Source organism: Variovorax sp. S12S4 (genome assembly GCF_023195515.1).
Lineage (GTDB): Bacteria > Pseudomonadota > Gammaproteobacteria > Burkholderiales > Burkholderiaceae_C > Variovorax.
In genome coordinates, this window is record NZ_JALPKR020000002.1 from 3,417,058 (window position 1) to 3,432,472 (window position 15,415).

The window sequence follows — 15,415 nt, forward strand, 5'->3', positions numbered from 1 at the left end:
CTGCGCCGCCAGCCCGTGGTCCGCGCCAAAGCGGACCAGAACCGATCAAATCAGGACATCGGAGCTAGACCAGGCCGGCGGCCTGCAGCTCTTTCTTGAGGTAAGCGTAGAAAAGCGGCGCCGCCACCAGCCCGGCCGGGCCGAACACCGCCTCGGCCACGAACATCACCGCCAGCAGTTCCCACACCCGCATTTGGGTGCGGCTGCCGACCACCTTGGCGTTGATCACGTATTCCGCCTTGTGGATGATGATGAGGAATACGAGGCAGGCCAGCGCCGTGATCGGCGAGACGGACAGCGCCACCAGCGTGATCACCGCATTGCAGACCAGGTTGCCCACGATCGGCACCAAGCCGGCCACGAAGGTCAGCGTGATGAGTGCCGGCGTGTAGGGCAGGTGCGGCCCCCAGAGCGGCAGCAGGAACAGCAGGAAGATGGCGGTCAGCAGGGTGTTGAATGCCGCAATCCAGAACTGCGCCGCAACGATCTGCCCGAACGCCTCGCCGAAGATCGTGATGCGGCGGTAGAGCTGCGCGGCCAGGGGCCGGCGCTGCAGCGGCGGCGGCGCAATGGCGGCCAGCCCGCCCACGATGAGGCCCACATAGGCAAACAGCAGGCCGCCCAGCCAGGCGCGCCCCGCCAGCGCCAGCGAGCCGGCCTGCGCCCGGAGGTAGTTGGCGACCACGCGCTGCACCTCGGCCGCTCCTTCCGGCAGGTAGACCGCAATTTCGGGTGGCAGCTTGAGCCGCAGTTCCAGCACCGTGCGGGCCGTGTAGTCGAGCAGTTCGCGGTACTGGTCGGGTGCGTCGACGATGTACTCGCGCGCTTGCGACAGCCCCACCGATATCAGCGCGATGGGCGCCAGCAGCACCAGCGTGACCGCCAGTACCCGCGCCAGCACATCGGCACGGGCTTGCGGCAGCCTCGCCCGGCCGAGGCCGCCGCCGATAAGGCGTGCAAACCGGCGGGTGGCCAGAAAGCCGATGCATACGCACAGCAGCCCGGGCAGCAGGTGCTGCCACATCACCAGCAGCAGGGCGGCCGGCATCAGCAGGTAGCTGGCCAGCACCACGTTGCGCGAGGCGGGCTGTGGCTTGGTGTCGATATTGACGACGAGCGGTTTGGTCATCAGGGACCGGGTGCTGCGCTGGTTGCGAGCCTCGGAAAGAGGATCAACCGACCACCACGGCGGCGCCGGTGCCCCGCTCGGCGATGGTGCCGATCTCGTACACCGCTTCGCCGGCCGTGCGCAGCGTGGCGGCGCAGGCGGCGGCTTCGGCCGCGTCGATCACCACCACCATGCCAATGCCGTTGTTGAAGGTGCGGTTCATCTCGATGTCATCGATGCCGGCCACCTTCTGCAGCCAGGCGAAGAGCTCGGTCTGCGGCCAGCTGCCCTTCTTGAGGTGGGCCGCCGTGCCTTCGGGCAGCACGCGCGGAATGTTCTCGAGCAGGCCGCCGCCGGTGATGTGGGCCAGCGCCTTGATCGGGTGCTTGGCCAGCGCCTCGAGCACCGGCTTCACATAAAGGTGGGTGGGCTCCATCACGGCTTGGCGGAAGGGCTTGCCGTCGAGCGTGGCGGGCAAATCGGCACCCGCGCGTTCGATCACCTTGCGCACCAGGCTGAAACCGTTGGAATGCACGCCGGCCGAGGCCAGGCCCAGCACCACGTCGCCGGGCTTGACGTTCTGGCCCGTGAGGATTTTGGATTTTTCGACCGCGCCGACCGCAAAGCCCGCCAGGTCGTACTCGCCGGCCGGGTACATGCCGGGCATTTCGGCGGTTTCGCCGCCGATCAGCGCGCAGCCGGAGATTTCGCAGCCGCGGGCGATGCCGCCGATCACGGCCGCGGCCGTGTCCACGTCGAGCTTGCCGCAGGCGAAATAGTCGAGGAAGAAGAGGGGCTCGGCGCCTTGCACCAGCACGTCGTTGACGCTCATGGCCACCAAGTCGATGCCCACGGTGTCGTGCATGTTCCACTCGAAGGCCAGCTTGAGCTTGGTGCCCACGCCGTCGGTGCCGCTCACCAGCACCGGCTCCTTGTAGCGCTTGGGCACCTCGAACAGCGCGCCAAAGCCGCCGATGCCGGCCAGCACGCCTTCGCGCAGGGTCTTCTTGGCCAGAGGCTTGATGCGGTCGACCAGGGCGTCGCCGGCATCGATATCGACACCGGCATCCTTGTAGCTGAGCGGGGTGGGCGTAGGGGAAGTCATGGTCGGACGGTGTCGAGAAGGACGGGAAGGAGGCGAAGAGGTGGAGGCGCCGGCAACCGAAGCGGCCGGGCCGATAGAATTCCTCACGATTTTAAGGGCCCCAGCGGCCCCTTCCATGAACCTTCCCGGGATGAAACAGCTCGCGCTCGATATCGGCATTGCGACGGGCCCCAGCTTCGACGCTTTTTTTGCCGGCCCGAACGAGGCGGCGCTGCGGCACCTGCAACTGTGGGTGGGCGGCGCCGGCAATTCGGTGCCGCACTCTCCTGTGCCCACCTATCTGTGGGGCGAAGGCGGCAGTGGCAAGACCCATCTGCTCGAATCGGTGCGTGTCGCACTGCGCGAGCAGGGCGCGAGCGTGGGCTGGCTGCACGCCGGCCTGCTGGAGCCGCCCGAGTTCGACGAGCGCTGGGGCGCGGTGCTGCTCGACGACGTGCACCTCTACACCGCCGTGCAGCAGCACGCGGCCTTCAACTGGTTCGTCAACGCGCAAACCCTGCAGCGCGGGGTGGTGGCCGCCGGCGCTTTGCCGCCGGCCGACCTGTCGCTGCGCGAAGACCTTCGCACCCGGCTGGGCTGGGGCCACGTGTTCCACCTGCAGGTGCTGAGCGAAAGCGAACGCCGCGCGGTGCTGCGCCAGGCGGCCGATGCGCGGGGCGTCATGCTGTCGGACGACGTGCTCGACTACATGCTGCACCGCTTCAGCCGCGACCTGGGCAGCCTGATGGAGCTGCTCACGCAGCTCGACGGCTATGCCTTGCAGACACAGCGCGCGATCACGATCCCGCTGATCCGATCCATGCTCGAAAACGAATAGAGAAGAGCTTCAACCAACAATGATCAAGAAATTCATCGACAAGCTGCTCGGCAAATCGGCCGGCGGCGCGCAGGGCAAGAGCCGCTTCGGCAAGCGCCAGGAGGTGCCTGCGGAGGTTCACAAGATCGATCCGGCCCTGGTCGACGAACGCGCGAAAAACGTGGTCACCACGCTCCAGCAGGCGGGCTATGAGGCTTATGTGGTGGGCGGTGCGGTGCGCGACCTGCTGCTGGGCCTGCGTCCGAAGGATTTCGACGTGGCCACCAACGCCACGCCGGAGCAGGTCAAGTCGCTTTTCAGGCGCGCCTTCATCATCGGCCGGCGCTTTCGCATCGTGCACGTCGTGTACGGCCGGGGCCGCGAGCACGAGGTGATCGAGGTCTCGACCTTCCGCGCCTACATGGACAACGCCGCCGCCGAGCAGGTGGCCGGCAACGAGCGCACCAGCAAGGGCGAACTTGCGAGCATGAAGCACGCGGTGGACGCCAGCGGCCGCGTGCTGCGCGACAACGTGTGGGGCCCGCAGGAAGAAGACGCGGCGCGCCGCGACTTCACCGTGAACGCCATGTACTACGACCCGGCCAACCAGATCGTGGTCGACTATCACAACGGCATCAAGGACGCGCAGAAACTCACGCTGCGCATGATCGGCGACCCCGCCACGCGCTACCGCGAAGACCCGGTGCGCATCATTCGCGCCATTCGCTTCTCGGCCAAGCTCGCGGCCCTGGGTTTCAAGATGGAAGCCAAGACGGCGGCCCCGCTGGTCGAGTCGAGCAAGCTGCTGGCCGACGTGCCGCAAAGCCGCCTGTTCGACGAAATGCTCAAGCTGCTGCAAACCGGCCATGCCATTGCCACGGTCGAGCAACTGCGCAAGCTGGGCCTTGTGACGGGGATCTATCCGCTACTCGATGTGGTGGTGGAGCGTGCCGATTCACCTTTCGTGAAGGCCGCCCTGCAGGACACCGACCGCCGCGTGGGCGAAGGCAAGCCCGTGGCGCCCAGCTTCCTGCTGGCTTGCGTGCTGTGGGCCGATGTGCGCGACGGCTGGGCCCAGCGCATCGAAGGCCGGCACGGCCAGCGCCCGCAGCCGCCTTTCCCGGCGCTGCAAGACGCCATCGACGACGTGTTCAACGCCCGCATCGGAGATGTGTCGGGCCGCGGCAAGCTCGCCGGCGACATGCGCGAGATCTGGATGATGCAGCCGCGCTTCGACAAGCGCACCGGCTCCACCCCCTACAGCCTGGTCGAGCAGGCGCGGTTCCGTGCCGCCTTCGACTTCATGCGGCTGCGCGCGGATGTTGGCGAAGTCAGCGAAGCCATTGCCGAGTGGTGGCAAGAGTTCAGCACCGCCGACGACGTGCGCCGGCAAGACTTGCTGGAGCAGGTGCGCGACGAACAAAAGACTCGCCAGCGCGTGCGCACGCGCGACCCCGTGGCGCCCAAGCCCCGCGGTGAACCGGCTGCCCGCCAGCGCCAGGCCGACGCCGAGCCGCGGCAGGGCGACGACGAGGAAGAAGCGGAAGTCGAGGCCGGCGCCGTGCCGCCCGATGGCGAAGCGGCCGCGCCGCGCAAGCGCCGCCGACGCCGCAAGCCGCGCACCGGCGGTGGCGGCAGTAGTGGCGGCGAGGGCGGCGGGAGCGCCGAAGGCGCATGAGCACGTCCGACCTGCCGAAGGACGGCAAGAAGAGTTCCAAGACCAGTGACAAGGCCAAGGCCGCTCCACCGCGCGCGGGCGGTGCCAGGCCCCCGCCGGCCGGCGCCAGGAAGGGCCCGCCCGGCACCCCTCCTGCGCGCCGTGCGCCTGCCCGCGCCCCCACGAGTCGCCCGCGCGGCCCGCGCGAGGACTACCCCACCGTGCAGGCCTTCGTCGCCATCGGCGCCAACCTGGGCGATGCCGAGGCGGCCGTGAAGGCCGCCATGACTGCGATCGGCGCGTTGCAGCGGACCCAGGTGACGGCCCGTTCATCGCTCTATCGCAGTGAGCCGGTGGATGCCGAGGGCCCCGATTTCATCAACGCCGTGGTGGCCGTGCGCACCGGCCTGGACGCCGAGCAGTTCCTCGTTGCGTTGCAGCGCCTCGAGACGCAGGCCGGCCGCGAAAGGCCATTCCCCAATGCGCCGCGCACGCTCGATCTCGACCTGCTGATGCACGGCAATTCAGTGATCGACACGCCGACGCTGACCCTGCCGCACCCCCGCATGCGCGAGCGCGCCTTCGTGCTGAAGCCGCTCGCTGAAATCGCGCCCGACAAGGTGCCGCGCGCTGCGCTGGCACGCGTCACAGGCCAGGTGGTCAAGCGCATCGTCTGAAGAAGGCGGCCGTGCTGCTTTACGTCCTCGATCTCGCCGGTGTGGCGGTCTTCGCGGTCAGTGGGGCCCTGGGCGCCGGCCATGCGGGCCTCGACTGGCTGGGCGTGGTGGTGATCGCCTCGGTTGCGGCAGTGGGCGGCGGCACGCTGCGCGACCTGCTGCTCGACCGCCATCCGGTGTTCTGGATCCGCGACACCCGCTACGTCTACGTGATCCTGGCGGCAGCGGCGCTCACGATCGCCTGGGTGCACCTGATGCCGCTGCCCGAGCACGCGCTGGCCGTGGCCGACGCGCTGGGCCTCGGCCTGTTCGCCATCACGGGCGCGCAGATCGCCGAAGAGCGGCGCCTTCCGGCGGTCATCGTGATACTGGTCGGCACCATGAGCGGCGCCGCCGGAGGCCTGCTGCGCGACGTACTCACGGCCCGCATCCCGCTGTTGCTGAGCAGCGGCATCTACGGCTCGGCCGCCATCGCGGGAATTGCGGCCTATCTGCTCCTGCAGGCCGCCGGCACGCCGCGCCGCTGGGCGTTTCATGCCGGCCTGCTGCTGATCGTGGTGCTCCGGCTGGGCGGCATCTACGGCGGGTGGCACCTGCCAGTACTGCGTTTGCCGGGCTGAAATCGCGGTCGCCCTGCGGCCTGAAAACCAGTTCGGACGGGGTCGGACCGGCGCGCCCGTTAAACTTCGTCGGTTTTTCATGAAGGCGTCATGAAATTGTGATTGACGCGCCCCAGGAGTTCCAATGTTCGGCAAGCTGCTGCCCCGCGAGGGGAATTTTTTCGAGATGTTCAACCAGCACGCCGAGCGCATCGTCGAAGCGGCGCGGGCGTTCGAGCAACTCGTGGCCAACTACAGCGACGTGCACCTGCGCGAGCAGTACAACCGCGACGTCGACAATGCCGAGCGCGCGGCCGACCGCGTGACGCACGACGTCAACCGGCTCATCCACAAGACTTTCATCACGCCCATCGACCGCGAGCAGATCCACAAGCTCATCAATACGATGGACGACGTGGCCGACCTGATCCAGGATTCGGCCGAAACCATGGCGCTGTACGACGTGCGGCACATGACCGACGAGATCGTGCGCCTCACGGCCCTGAGCGTGAAGTGCTGCGACCGCCTGAAGGACGCCGTCAAGTTTCTCGGCAAGATCGCCGATCCGGCGGTGGCCGAGGCCACGCTGAAGACCTGCGAGGAAATCGACCGCCTCGAATCCGACGCCGACCGCGTGATGCGAAGCGCCATGAGCAAGCTGTTCCGCGAGGAGCCCGACGTTCGCGAGGTGATCAAGCTCAAGGCAATCTACGAGTTGCTCGAGACGATCACCGACAAATGCGAAGACGTGGCCAACGTGATCGAGGGCATCGTCCTCGAGAACTCCTGAGCGGTAGCGATCGATGGCAACGGTTCAGGTCGCCCTCTGGGTGGTGATATTGCTGGTCGCGCTCGCGATCGCCTTCGACTTCATGAACGGCTTCCACGACGCGGCGAACTCCATCGCCACCGTGGTGTCGACCGGCGTGCTCAAACCTGGGCACGCGGTGCTGTTCGCGGCCTTCTTCAACCTGATCGCGATCTTCATCTTTCACCTGAGCGTGGCGGCCACGGTGGGCAAGGGCATTGCCCAGCCTGGGGTGGTGGATGTGCACGTGGTCTTCGGCGCGCTCATCGGCGCCATCAGCTGGAACCTGGTGACCTGGTACTACGGCATTCCGAGCAGCTCGTCGCACGCGCTGATCGGCGGCATCGTGGGTGCCGTGATCGCGAAGACGGGTGCCAGCGGCCTGGTGGCCACCGGCATCTGGAAGACCGTGGCCTTCATCTTCGTTTCGCCGTTCCTCGGATTCGTGCTGGGCTCGATGATGATGGTGGTGGTGGCCTGGGGTTTCCGGCGCGCCACCCCGTCGCGGGTCGACCGATGGTTCCGGCGGCTGCAGCTGGTTTCGGCCGGGGCCTACAGCCTGGGCCACGGCGGCAACGATGCGCAGAAGACCATCGGCATCATCTGGATGCTGCTGATTGCCACCGGCTATGCCACGGCCGGCGATGCGGCGCCGCCCAACTGGGTCATCGTGAGCTGCTACGCCGCCATTGCCCTGGGCACCATGTTCGGCGGCTGGCGCATCGTGAAGACCATGGGCCAGAAGATCACCAAGCTCAAGCCCGTGGGCGGCTTCTGCGCCGAAACCGGCGGTGCGCTCACGCTGTTCCTGGCCACCGCGCTGGGCATTCCGGTGTCGACCACGCACACCATCACCGGCGCGATCGTCGGCGTGGGTTCCGCGCAGCGCGCGAGCGCCGTGCGTTGGGGCGTGGCGGGCAACATCGTCTGGGCCTGGATCTTCACGATTCCGGCGTCGGCTTTCGTGGCCGCAATCGCTTACTGGCTCAGCCTGCAGATTTTCTGAGGCCGGCAGAGCTGGCGCGCGCCAGCTACTGCGAAATTTTCCGGCCTTCTTCGACCTGGTGTTCGAAGTAGCGCTGAAAGCTGAACACGATGCTGGCCATGAGCACGGTGCTGCCGAAGAAGAGCGCAAGCACCACCGCGCCGATGGTGGCCCAGCTCGTGCGGCCCGGCTCGGCATCCGGCGGCGCGCCGGCGTTGAAGCGGGCGTTCCACTTCTCGGGCGTCATGAGGCCATAGATGATGGCCATCAACGCGCAGCCCGCAATGGTGAAGCCCAGCAGCGGAATCAGCACCCAGCTCCAACCGTCGTCCACGCCGTACATGCGCACGCGTTCCATGCCGTAGAGGCCCAGCGCCGTGGGAATGGGCAGCAGCCAGCCGAGCCAGTCGCCCATGCCGCGCAGGTAGAAGCGGTGCAGGCCCAACGGGCCGCCGAGGAAAGAGAGCCAGGCGGCAACGGTTTTGTTTTTCATTCGGGTTTGGTGGTGCTGCCTTCGCCGAGCACTTTTTCCATCAGGACCACGTCGCGCCACTCGCCGAACTTCCAGCCGCAGTCCTTGAGCACGCCCACGTGCGTGAAGCCGTTGCGGCGGTGCACGCCTACGGAGCCCGCATTGGCCGAGTCGCCGATGACTGCGATCAGCTTGCGAACGCCGGCCGCTTCGGCGGCTTGCGAAAGCGCCGCCAGGAGCTGCCCGCCAAGACCCTTGCCGCGCGCGGCTTCGGACATGTAGATCGAGTCTTCCGCCGAAAACCGGTAGGCCGGGCGCGGTTTGAACCAGTTGCAGTAGGCAAAACCCAACACTTCTCCATTTTCTTCGGCAACAAGGTAGGGCAGGTTCTTGCCGAGCAGATCGGCACGCCGCGCAGCCATGTCGGCGGCAGAGGGGGCTTCGGTTTCAAAGGTGCCGGTGCCGTTCAGCACGTGGTGGGCATAGATGGCCGTGATGGCCGCGATGTCTTCGTCGCGGCTGGGGCGGATGGTGAGGGTCATGCAGGTCGCAAGCAAACGGCGCAAAGGCCGGAATTCGGAGAAAACGCAGGTCGGGCTATAATCGCAGGCTTTTCAGCGTGTCGCTGGCCGGGTGGCCATGTCGCGTGTCTCGACGTTGAAAGAACACTGTGAGCGGGCTTCTTGTTTAGAAAACGGGCTTGCTGCACCACCCAAGGATAAATCATGGTCGTCATTCGACTCTCCCGCGGCGGCTCCAAAGGCCGTCCGTTCTTCAACATCGTCGTGTCGGACAAGCGCGTTCGCCGCGATGGCCGTTTCATCGAGCGCCTGGGTTTCTACAACCCGATCGCCAAGGAAAACGAAGAAAGCATCCGTATTGCCCAGGATCGCCTGGCCTACTGGAAGAGCGTCGGCGCACAAGCTTCGCCCACGGTCCTGCGCCTGATCAAGCAAGCCGCTGCCGCGGCCCCCAAGGCGGCAGCCTAAGCTACCTGGCACGGCGATGTTGCCCGCACTCGAAGCCGCCGAATTGCCGGCGGATGCGATCGAGGTAGGACGCATCGCCGATGCATGGGGCATCAAGGGCTGGTTCAAGGTCCTGCCCCACAGCGCCCAGCCCGAGGCGCTTTTTTCTTCCAAGCGCTGGTTCCTGCAGGCTCCCGGAACCTCGGCAACCGCAGCTTTCCGGCTCGCAATCCGCGAAGCCAAAGAACATTCCGACTGCATCGTCGCATCGTCCGAAGACGTGCCTGACCGCAATGCGGCCGAGGCGCTGCGCGGTGCGCGCGTGTTCGTGCCGCGCTCGAGCTTTCCGACGGCGGGCGACGACGAGTACTACTGGGTCGACCTGATCGGCCTTTCGGTGGTCAATCGCGAAGGCGTCACGCTCGGCGCGGTGCGTGAGCTGCTCGCCACCGGCCCGCAGACCACGCTGGTGCTCACGGCCGAAGAAGACGGCAAGACCATCGAGCGCATGGTGCCCTTCGTCTCGGTCTTCGTCGACAAGGTCGACCTGGCTGGCCGGCTGATCACGGTCGACTGGCAGCCCGATTTCTGATTCCGCCGATCCGGGCCCTGCGCGCATGCGCTTCGACGTCCTCACGCTCTTCCCCGAACTGTTCGCGCCCTTGATGGCCAGCGGCGTGACGCGCCGCGCCTACGAGTCCAAGCAGGTCGAGGTCGTGCTGTGGAACCCGCGCGACTTCGCACAAGGCAACTACAAGCGTGTGGACGACCGCCCCTTCGGCGGCGGACCGGGCATGGTGATGATGGCGGAGCCGCTTTCCGCCTGCCTCGACGCGGCGCTGGCCGCGCGCGGGGCGCAAGCGCCGGTGGTGTTGTTTTCTCCCATCGGCGAGGCGCTCCGGCATGAGGCGGTCGAGCGCTGGTCCGCCAGCGAGGGCGCGGTGCTTGTCTGTGGCCGCTACGAAGGCATTGACCAGCGCTTCATCGACACGCGCGTCACGCACCAGATCAGCCTCGGCGATTTCATTCTTTCGGGCGGCGAAATTGCAGCCATGGCGCTGCTCGACGCTGTGGCCCGCCTGCAGCCCGGTGTGCTGGGAGACGAAGCCAGCCACGTGCAGGACAGCTTCAACCCGGCGCTGGACGGGCTGCTCGACTGCCCCCACTACACCCGGCCCGAGCAGTGGAACGGGCAGGGCGTGCCGGCACCGCTGCTCTCGGGGCACCATGTGCAGATCGAACGCTGGCGGCGCGACCAGCGGCTGGCCATTACCGCAGCCCGGCGTCCCGACCTGATTGCCGCCGCGCGTGCTGCGGGCCGCCTGAGCAAAGCCGATGAGACGGCGTTGAAAAAAAAGCTATAATCTTCGGTTCCCCGATCCTCTGCCCGGCCGCGCCCGGCTTTCATTGTTCACCCACGGTGAGCACGGCAATGAAACCAACGGCGCCTTTTGTGTAGCGCGAGCACGATCGAATATCAGGAAATCATGAACCTCATCGAAACCCTCGAGCAGGAAGAAATCGCCCGCCTCGGCAAGAAGATCCCCGATTTCATGCCCGGTGACACGGTCATCGTCAGCGTGAACGTCGTCGAAGGCACCCGCAAGCGCGTGCAGGCCTACGAAGGCGTCGTGATCGCCAAGCGCAATCGCGGCCTCAACAGCGGCTTCACGGTGCGCAAGATCTCCAGCGGCGAAGGCGTGGAGCGTACGTTCCAAACCTACAGCCCTCTGATCGCCGGCATCGAAATCAAGCGCCGCGGCGACGTTCGCCGCGCCAAGCTGTACTACCTGCGCGACCGCAGCGGCCGTTCGGCACGCATCAAGGAAAAGCTGCCGGGCAAGTCGCAGGCTGCCAAGTAAGCTGCCTTCCTGCCTTGCAAAAAGCCGCCGCTCTGGCGGCTTTTTGCGTTGTTGCGCCGTGCATGCTTCTTGCGGGCTTTCCGTAAAAAGACAGCGCCGCTTTTTTAAGCTCTACTCCTTCACTGAAACTACAGCACTTGACCGACTCCACCGCCCCCATGCAATTTGCCCCCGTCGAACCCGTCAATGCCGTGGTGCCGCCCACGCTGCTGCCGATCGATCCGCGCAAGGCGCCTGTGGTCGGCGGTCCTGACGGCCTGCCTGCCGTCGAACCCGCACAGCTGACGCCCGATGCCCTGCGCAGGCGCTTTGCCACGCCGCCGGAGTGGACGCCCGAGCTGCGTCGCGAGCCGCGCCTGACCGACCGCGCCCCGGCGCAGGCGGCCGTGCTGGTGCCCATCGTGCAGCGCCCGGAAGGCGCGGCCGTGCTGCTGACGGAGCGCACGGCGCATCTGTCGAATCATTCGGGGCAGGTCGCATTTCCAGGCGGCCGCGTCGATCCGGAAGACGCGAACGTCGCGGCGGCTGCGTTGCGCGAAGCCTGGGAAGAAGTGGGCTTGTCGGCCCACTTCATCGAGGTGCTCGGAAGTCTTCCGACTTACACGACCGTTACCTCGTTCGTCGTGACACCCGTGGTCGCGCTGGTGAAGCCGGACTTCGAACTCACCATCAATCCCTACGAAGTGGCATTGGCCTTCGAAGTGCCGCTGGCCTGGCTCATGGACCCGGCCAATCACCGCCGCCACACTGTGCCCGCACCGGACGGCACGCGGCGCGAGTGGTACTCGATGCCTTACCAGGACGGCGCCGAAGAGCGCTTCGTGTGGGGCGCCACCGCCGGTATGCTGCGCAACCTCTATCGCTTTCTCGCCGCCTGACCCTGGCCTGAACCGAGATCGCCCCGGGCGCTCTCGCTATCATCGAAGGATGAGCTTCTTTGCCATCCTGTGTGCGTTGCTGATCGAGCAGGTGCGGCCGCTCGCCCCCCACAACCCGGTGTATGGCGGCGTGCTGGCATGGACCCGCTGGACAAGCCGCAACTTCGACGCCGGCAAGCCGCATCACGGATGGGTCGCCTGGGGCCTCGCGGTGCTGGTGCCCACGCTGTTGACGCTGGGCATTCACTTGCTGCTGGTGTACACGCTGGGGCTGCCTTTTGCGGTGCTCTGGAGCATTGCCGTGCTCTACGTCACGCTCGGGTTCCGGCAGTTCAGTCATCACTTCACGGACATTCGCGATGCGCTCGACGAAGGCGACGAGCCGCTCGCGCGCTCGCTGCTGGCGCACTGGCAAGGCGTTGATGCGGCGGAGCTGCCGCGCAGCGAAATCGTGCGGCATGTGATCGAGCATTCGGTGATTGCGGCGCATCGCCATGTGTTCGGCGTGCTGGCGTGGTTCTCGATACTCGCGGCCTTGGGGCTCGGCCCGGCCGGCGCGGTGTTCTATCGCATGAGCGAATTCGTGTCGCGCTACTGGATGCACAAGAACGGCGCGGCGGTGCAGCCTTCGAGTGTTTCGGTGCAGCGCGCTGCCGATCGCGCTTGGCATGCCATCGACTGGCTGCCCGCGCGGATCACCGCGCTGGGCTTTGCCGTGGTCGGCAGCTTTGAAGAAGCGATCGACTGCTGGCGCAACGACGCGCGGCGTTTTCGGAGCGAGAACGACGGAGTGATCCTCGCAGCCACGTCGGGCGCGGTCAATGTGCGCCTGGGTGGCGGCGCGTTGAGCCCGATCCCGGTCACCGACCCCCTGCCGCGTGCACAAGCCGGCGATTCAATGGCCGATGGCCGCCGGCTGGACAGCGGCAGCACACCGGGCCGCGAGCCAGAGCCAGGTCATTTGCGCAGCGTGGTCGGCTTGGTCTGGCGCTCGGTCGTGATGTGGATGGTGCTGCTGGCCTTGCTCACCCTGGCTCGCCTGCTCGGCTGAGCCCCGGAGCCGTCATGACCGCTGGAATACCGGCCTTCTGGAGTCCGCGCATCGGCGCGCTCGAACCCTATGTGCCCGGCGAGCAGCCGCGCATGGAAAACCTCGTCAAGCTCAACACCAACGAGAACCCGTATCCGCCTTCTCCGATGGCTGTCGATGCGATCCAGCAGGCGGCCGCAAGCGGCCTGGAGCGCTACCCCGATCCCACGTCCCTCGCGCTGCGCGAAGCAGTCGCGCGGCGGCACGGCCTGCAGGCCGATCAGGTTTTTGCGGGCAACGGTTCGGACGAAGTGCTGGCGCACGCGTTCTTCGCCTTCTTTCAACAAGCCGAGCCGCTGTTGATGCCCGACGTGAGCTACAGCTTCTATCGGGTCTATGCGCAGCTGTACGGCATCGATTGCGAACTGCTGCCCGTGGACGAAGGCCTCCGCATCGATGTCGATGCCATGGTGGCCAGGGCCCGCCGCGGCTGCGCGGGCCTGGTCATCGCCAACCCCAACGCGCCCACCGGTATCGGCCTGCCACTGGCTCGCATCGAGCAACTGCTCGCAGCGTGCCCCGAGCGCGTGGTGCTGGTGGACGAGGCGTATGTCGATTTCGGCGGCGAGAGCGCGCTGCCGCTCGTCGGCAAGTATCCGAACCTGCTGGTGGTGCAGACCCTGTCCAAGTCGCGCTCGCTGGCTGGCTTGCGCGTCGGCTTTGCGTGCGGCCAAGCGCACCTGATCGATGCGCTCGTGCGCGTCAAGGACAGCTTCAATTCCTATCCGCTCGATCGGCTTGCAGTCGCGGGCGCCGTAGCGGCCATAGAAGATGAAGCGTGGTTCGTGTCCACGCGCGACAAGATCGTCGACACACGCGAAGGACTCAGCCTGCAGCTCGAAGACCTGGGCTTCGAAGTCTTGCCTTCGCAAACGAACTTCGTGTTTGCGCGGCATCCGGAGCGCGATGCGGCCGAACTGGCGGCGCTGCTGCGCGAGCGTGCGGTGCTGGTGCGGCATTTCAAGCAGCCGCGCATTGCGCAGTACCTGCGCATCAGCATCGGCTCGCGGGAGCAATGCAGCGTGCTGGTGCAGCGGCTGCAGGAAATCCTGGACAGGTCGTGAGCGCCAACCCCGGTACGCTTCAGTAGCGCGGCTGGCTCAGCTCGGCGAAGAGCTCGCCGTAGATCCTGTACCGCGTGGCGCTGATCGGCCCCGGCTTGGCGGGCGAATCGACGTTCGCGATCACGCCGCAGCCCGGCTCGTGCAGGTGGATGCAGTTGTAGAACTTGCAGTCGTTCGCGTGCTCGGCAATGTCCGGCATCAAGCTCGCGAGCTGCATCGGCTCGATGTGGTTCAGCCCGAATTCCTGAAAGCCCGGCGAGTCGATGAGGCCCGTGGTGCGCGCTTCGTCCACCCAGTACCACGTGGTGCTGGTGGTGGTGTGCTTGCCCGAATTCAGCGCCTGCGAGATCTCACCGGTCAGTGCCGTGGCACCGGGCACCAGCAGGTTGATGAGCGTGCTCTTGCCGGCGCCGGAAGGGCCCAGCACCAGCGTGCTCTTGCCCGCGAGCAGTTTCATAAGCGACGCGTAGTCGGCCTCGGCGGACGCCTTGAGCGACAGCGGCAGCACGCCGTGGTGCATGCGGCGGTAGGGCGCAAGCTTGCTCCATGCACGCTCGAAGGGCTCTGCCAGGTCGCTCTTGTTGAGCGCGATGATGGGTGTGATGTGCTCGGCTTCGGCGGCGATGAGTGCGCGCGCCAGTTGGTGCTCCGAGAACTCCGGCTCCGCCGCGATCAGGATCAGCACATGGTCGAGATTGGCCGCAAACGACTTGGTGCGGATCTCGTCCTGCCGATAGAAGAGATTGCGGCGCGGCACCACCTCTTCGATGGTGCCTTCGTCTTCGCTCGCTTGCCAGCGCACCCGGTCGCCAACCACGGCCTGGCTCTTCTTGCCGCGCGGATGGCAGATCAGGCGGTCGCCCGCGGGTGTTTCGACCAGGCAATGCCGTCCGTGGCTTGCAATGACCAAGCCGTCATGCAGAACGCGTGCGGATGTGCCGCCTCCCTTGGGGAGTGTGCGGGGCGGCTTAGCCAACGGCGGGTTTCCTCATCACGGCGCCGGGCTGGCCACGAGGGCGTCGGCCTGGCGTGCGCAGTCGAAGTCGGTGACCGAGAGTCCGCCCACGTCGTGCGTGTTGAACCGCACCACGCAGCGGTTGTAGTGCACCGACAGGTCCGGGTGATGGTCTTGGGTATGGGCGATGAAGGCCAGCGCGTTCACGAAGGCGATGGTCTCGAAGTAGTTGGCGAAGGTAAAGGTCTTCTCGATGGCGACGTCGGCGCCGTCTCCGGTGAGCTTCCAGCCGTCGAGCTTGGCCAGGCCGGAAACGATCTCGGTGGCGCTCAGTGCGTGGCGTGGAATGGCTTTCCAGTCTTTGGGCTTGAACATGCTGCTCATGGGCTCG

At 66.5% G+C, this 15,415-nt stretch carries 19 protein-coding genes; 13 read left to right on the forward strand and 6 right to left on the reverse strand.

Translation table 11 applies throughout. From position 1 onward, the window contains the following. Positions 1-64: 64 nt before the first annotated feature. Both M0765_RS16850 and purM read right to left on the reverse strand, forming a co-directional pair. Entirely contained in the window at positions 65-1,129 is a 1,065-nt protein-coding gene (locus tag M0765_RS16850; RefSeq protein ID WP_258504840.1) for an AI-2E family transporter, read from the reverse strand. A gap of 43 nt (positions 1,130-1,172) precedes the next feature. Next, positions 1,173-2,213 carry a phosphoribosylformylglycinamidine cyclo-ligase gene (purM, locus tag M0765_RS16855; RefSeq protein ID WP_258504841.1) on the reverse strand — a complete coding sequence of 347 codons (1,041 nt, stop codon included), beginning with the start codon at positions 2,211-2,213 and terminating at the stop codon, positions 1,173-1,175. 130 nt (positions 2,214-2,343) lie between these two features. On the opposite strand from purM, the gene hda reads away from it, so the two are divergent. The 6 genes from hda to M0765_RS16885 all read left to right on the forward strand — a co-directional run bounded on the left by hda (position 2,344) and on the right by M0765_RS16885 (position 7,756). Further along, on the forward strand, positions 2,344-3,030 hold the full coding sequence (gene hda / locus M0765_RS16860; RefSeq protein ID WP_278189369.1) for a DnaA regulatory inactivator Hda: 687 nt from the start codon (positions 2,344-2,346) through the stop codon (positions 3,028-3,030). A gap of 19 nt (positions 3,031-3,049) precedes the next feature. Beyond that, complete coding sequence (gene pcnB / locus M0765_RS16865) at positions 3,050-4,687, forward strand: polynucleotide adenylyltransferase PcnB (protein ID WP_258504843.1); 1,638 nt, start codon at positions 3,050-3,052, stop codon at positions 4,685-4,687. After that, positions 4,684-5,343, forward strand: a complete 660-nt coding sequence (folK, locus tag M0765_RS16870; RefSeq protein WP_274708794.1) for a 2-amino-4-hydroxy-6-hydroxymethyldihydropteridine diphosphokinase — start codon at positions 4,684-4,686, stop codon at positions 5,341-5,343. The genes pcnB and folK overlap by 4 nt, the downstream gene beginning before the upstream one ends. Before the next feature lie 11 nt (positions 5,344-5,354). Then, positions 5,355-5,963, forward strand: a complete 609-nt coding sequence (locus M0765_RS16875) for a trimeric intracellular cation channel family protein (protein WP_258504844.1) — start codon at positions 5,355-5,357, stop codon at positions 5,961-5,963. A gap of 124 nt (positions 5,964-6,087) precedes the next feature. Beyond that, a complete protein-coding gene (locus M0765_RS16880; protein ID WP_012746613.1) occupies positions 6,088-6,732 on the forward strand; it encodes a DUF47 domain-containing protein in 645 nt (214 codons plus the stop codon). 13 nt (positions 6,733-6,745) lie between these two features. Beyond that, complete coding sequence (locus tag M0765_RS16885) at positions 6,746-7,756, forward strand: inorganic phosphate transporter (protein WP_258504846.1); 1,011 nt, start codon at positions 6,746-6,748, stop codon at positions 7,754-7,756. 25 nt (positions 7,757-7,781) lie between these two features. Here M0765_RS16885 and M0765_RS16890 read toward each other — a convergent pair whose 3' ends face one another. After that, a complete protein-coding gene (locus M0765_RS16890) occupies positions 7,782-8,228 on the reverse strand; it encodes a TM2 domain-containing protein (RefSeq protein WP_258504847.1) in 447 nt (148 codons plus the stop codon). Then, positions 8,225-8,749 carry a GNAT family N-acetyltransferase gene (locus M0765_RS16895; RefSeq protein ID WP_258504848.1) on the reverse strand — a complete coding sequence of 175 codons (525 nt, stop codon included), beginning with the start codon at positions 8,747-8,749 and terminating at the stop codon, positions 8,225-8,227. Before M0765_RS16895 ends, M0765_RS16890 begins: the two co-directional genes overlap by 4 nt. Before the next feature lie 183 nt (positions 8,750-8,932). Between M0765_RS16895 and rpsP the strand changes: the two genes are divergently transcribed. The 7 genes from rpsP to hisC all read left to right on the forward strand — a co-directional run bounded on the left by rpsP (position 8,933) and on the right by hisC (position 14,069). Beyond that, positions 8,933-9,196, forward strand: coding sequence for a 30S ribosomal protein S16 (gene rpsP / locus M0765_RS16900; RefSeq protein WP_028259818.1), 264 nt, complete (start codon positions 8,933-8,935; stop codon positions 9,194-9,196). A gap of 16 nt (positions 9,197-9,212) precedes the next feature. Next, entirely contained in the window at positions 9,213-9,767 is a 555-nt protein-coding gene (gene rimM / locus M0765_RS16905; protein ID WP_258504850.1) for a ribosome maturation factor RimM, read from the forward strand. Between the two features lie 25 nt (positions 9,768-9,792). After that, positions 9,793-10,539, forward strand: a complete 747-nt coding sequence (gene trmD, locus M0765_RS16910; RefSeq protein ID WP_258504852.1) for a tRNA (guanosine(37)-N1)-methyltransferase TrmD — start codon at positions 9,793-9,795, stop codon at positions 10,537-10,539. 123 nt (positions 10,540-10,662) lie between these two features. Continuing rightward, on the forward strand, positions 10,663-11,037 hold the full coding sequence (rplS, locus tag M0765_RS16915) for a 50S ribosomal protein L19 (RefSeq protein ID WP_126749215.1): 375 nt from the start codon (positions 10,663-10,665) through the stop codon (positions 11,035-11,037). A gap of 158 nt (positions 11,038-11,195) precedes the next feature. After that, a complete protein-coding gene (locus M0765_RS16920) occupies positions 11,196-11,915 on the forward strand; it encodes a CoA pyrophosphatase (protein ID WP_258504854.1) in 720 nt (239 codons plus the stop codon). A 49-nt stretch (positions 11,916-11,964) separates the two neighbouring features. Next, on the forward strand, positions 11,965-12,966 hold the full coding sequence (locus M0765_RS16925) for a CobD/CbiB family protein (RefSeq protein WP_258504855.1): 1,002 nt from the start codon (positions 11,965-11,967) through the stop codon (positions 12,964-12,966). Positions 12,967-12,980: 14 nt separating this feature from the next. Further along, positions 12,981-14,069: a histidinol-phosphate transaminase gene (hisC, locus tag M0765_RS16930; protein ID WP_258504856.1), complete on the forward strand. Its 1,089-nt coding sequence runs from the start codon at positions 12,981-12,983 to the stop codon at positions 14,067-14,069. Between the two features lie 19 nt (positions 14,070-14,088). Here hisC and rsgA read toward each other — a convergent pair whose 3' ends face one another. Then, positions 14,089-15,045: a ribosome small subunit-dependent GTPase A gene (gene rsgA / locus M0765_RS16935; protein ID WP_258504860.1), complete on the reverse strand. Its 957-nt coding sequence runs from the start codon at positions 15,043-15,045 to the stop codon at positions 14,089-14,091. A gap of 15 nt (positions 15,046-15,060) precedes the next feature. After that, positions 15,061-15,408 carry a 4a-hydroxytetrahydrobiopterin dehydratase gene (locus M0765_RS16940; protein ID WP_258504861.1) on the reverse strand — a complete coding sequence of 116 codons (348 nt, stop codon included), beginning with the start codon at positions 15,406-15,408 and terminating at the stop codon, positions 15,061-15,063. Positions 15,409-15,415 lie beyond the last annotated feature (7 nt).

Bases quoted from the DNA above. Each gene is read 5' to 3' on its own strand.
- M0765_RS16850 (WP_258504840.1), bottom strand. From the start codon at position 1,129: ATGACCAAACCGCTCGTCGTCAATATCGACACCAAGCCACAGCCCGCC.
- purM (WP_258504841.1), bottom strand. From the start codon at position 2,213: ATGACTTCCCCTACGCCCACCCCGCTCAGCTACAAGGATGCCGGTGTC.
- rimM (WP_258504850.1), top strand. From the start codon at position 9,213: ATGTTGCCCGCACTCGAAGCCGCCGAATTGCCGGCGGATGCGATCGAG.
- M0765_RS16885 (WP_258504846.1), top strand. From the start codon at position 6,746: ATGGCAACGGTTCAGGTCGCCCTCTGGGTGGTGATATTGCTGGTCGCG.
- M0765_RS16880 (WP_012746613.1), top strand. From the start codon at position 6,088: ATGTTCGGCAAGCTGCTGCCCCGCGAGGGGAATTTTTTCGAGATGTTC.
- M0765_RS16895 (WP_258504848.1), bottom strand. From the start codon at position 8,749: ATGACCCTCACCATCCGCCCCAGCCGCGACGAAGACATCGCGGCCATC.
- rpsP (WP_028259818.1), top strand. From the start codon at position 8,933: ATGGTCGTCATTCGACTCTCCCGCGGCGGCTCCAAAGGCCGTCCGTTC.
- M0765_RS16925 (WP_258504855.1), top strand. From the start codon at position 11,965: ATGAGCTTCTTTGCCATCCTGTGTGCGTTGCTGATCGAGCAGGTGCGG.
- pcnB (WP_258504843.1), top strand. From the start codon at position 3,050: ATGATCAAGAAATTCATCGACAAGCTGCTCGGCAAATCGGCCGGCGGC.
- M0765_RS16920 (WP_258504854.1), top strand. From the start codon at position 11,196: ATGCAATTTGCCCCCGTCGAACCCGTCAATGCCGTGGTGCCGCCCACG.
- trmD (WP_258504852.1), top strand. From the start codon at position 9,793: ATGCGCTTCGACGTCCTCACGCTCTTCCCCGAACTGTTCGCGCCCTTG.
- M0765_RS16940 (WP_258504861.1), bottom strand. From the start codon at position 15,408: ATGAGCAGCATGTTCAAGCCCAAAGACTGGAAAGCCATTCCACGCCAC.
- rplS (WP_126749215.1), top strand. From the start codon at position 10,663: ATGAACCTCATCGAAACCCTCGAGCAGGAAGAAATCGCCCGCCTCGGC.
- hisC (WP_258504856.1), top strand. From the start codon at position 12,981: ATGACCGCTGGAATACCGGCCTTCTGGAGTCCGCGCATCGGCGCGCTC.
- hda (WP_278189369.1), top strand. From the start codon at position 2,344: ATGAAACAGCTCGCGCTCGATATCGGCATTGCGACGGGCCCCAGCTTC.
- M0765_RS16890 (WP_258504847.1), bottom strand. From the start codon at position 8,228: ATGAAAAACAAAACCGTTGCCGCCTGGCTCTCTTTCCTCGGCGGCCCG.
- folK (WP_274708794.1), top strand. From the start codon at position 4,684: ATGAGCACGTCCGACCTGCCGAAGGACGGCAAGAAGAGTTCCAAGACC.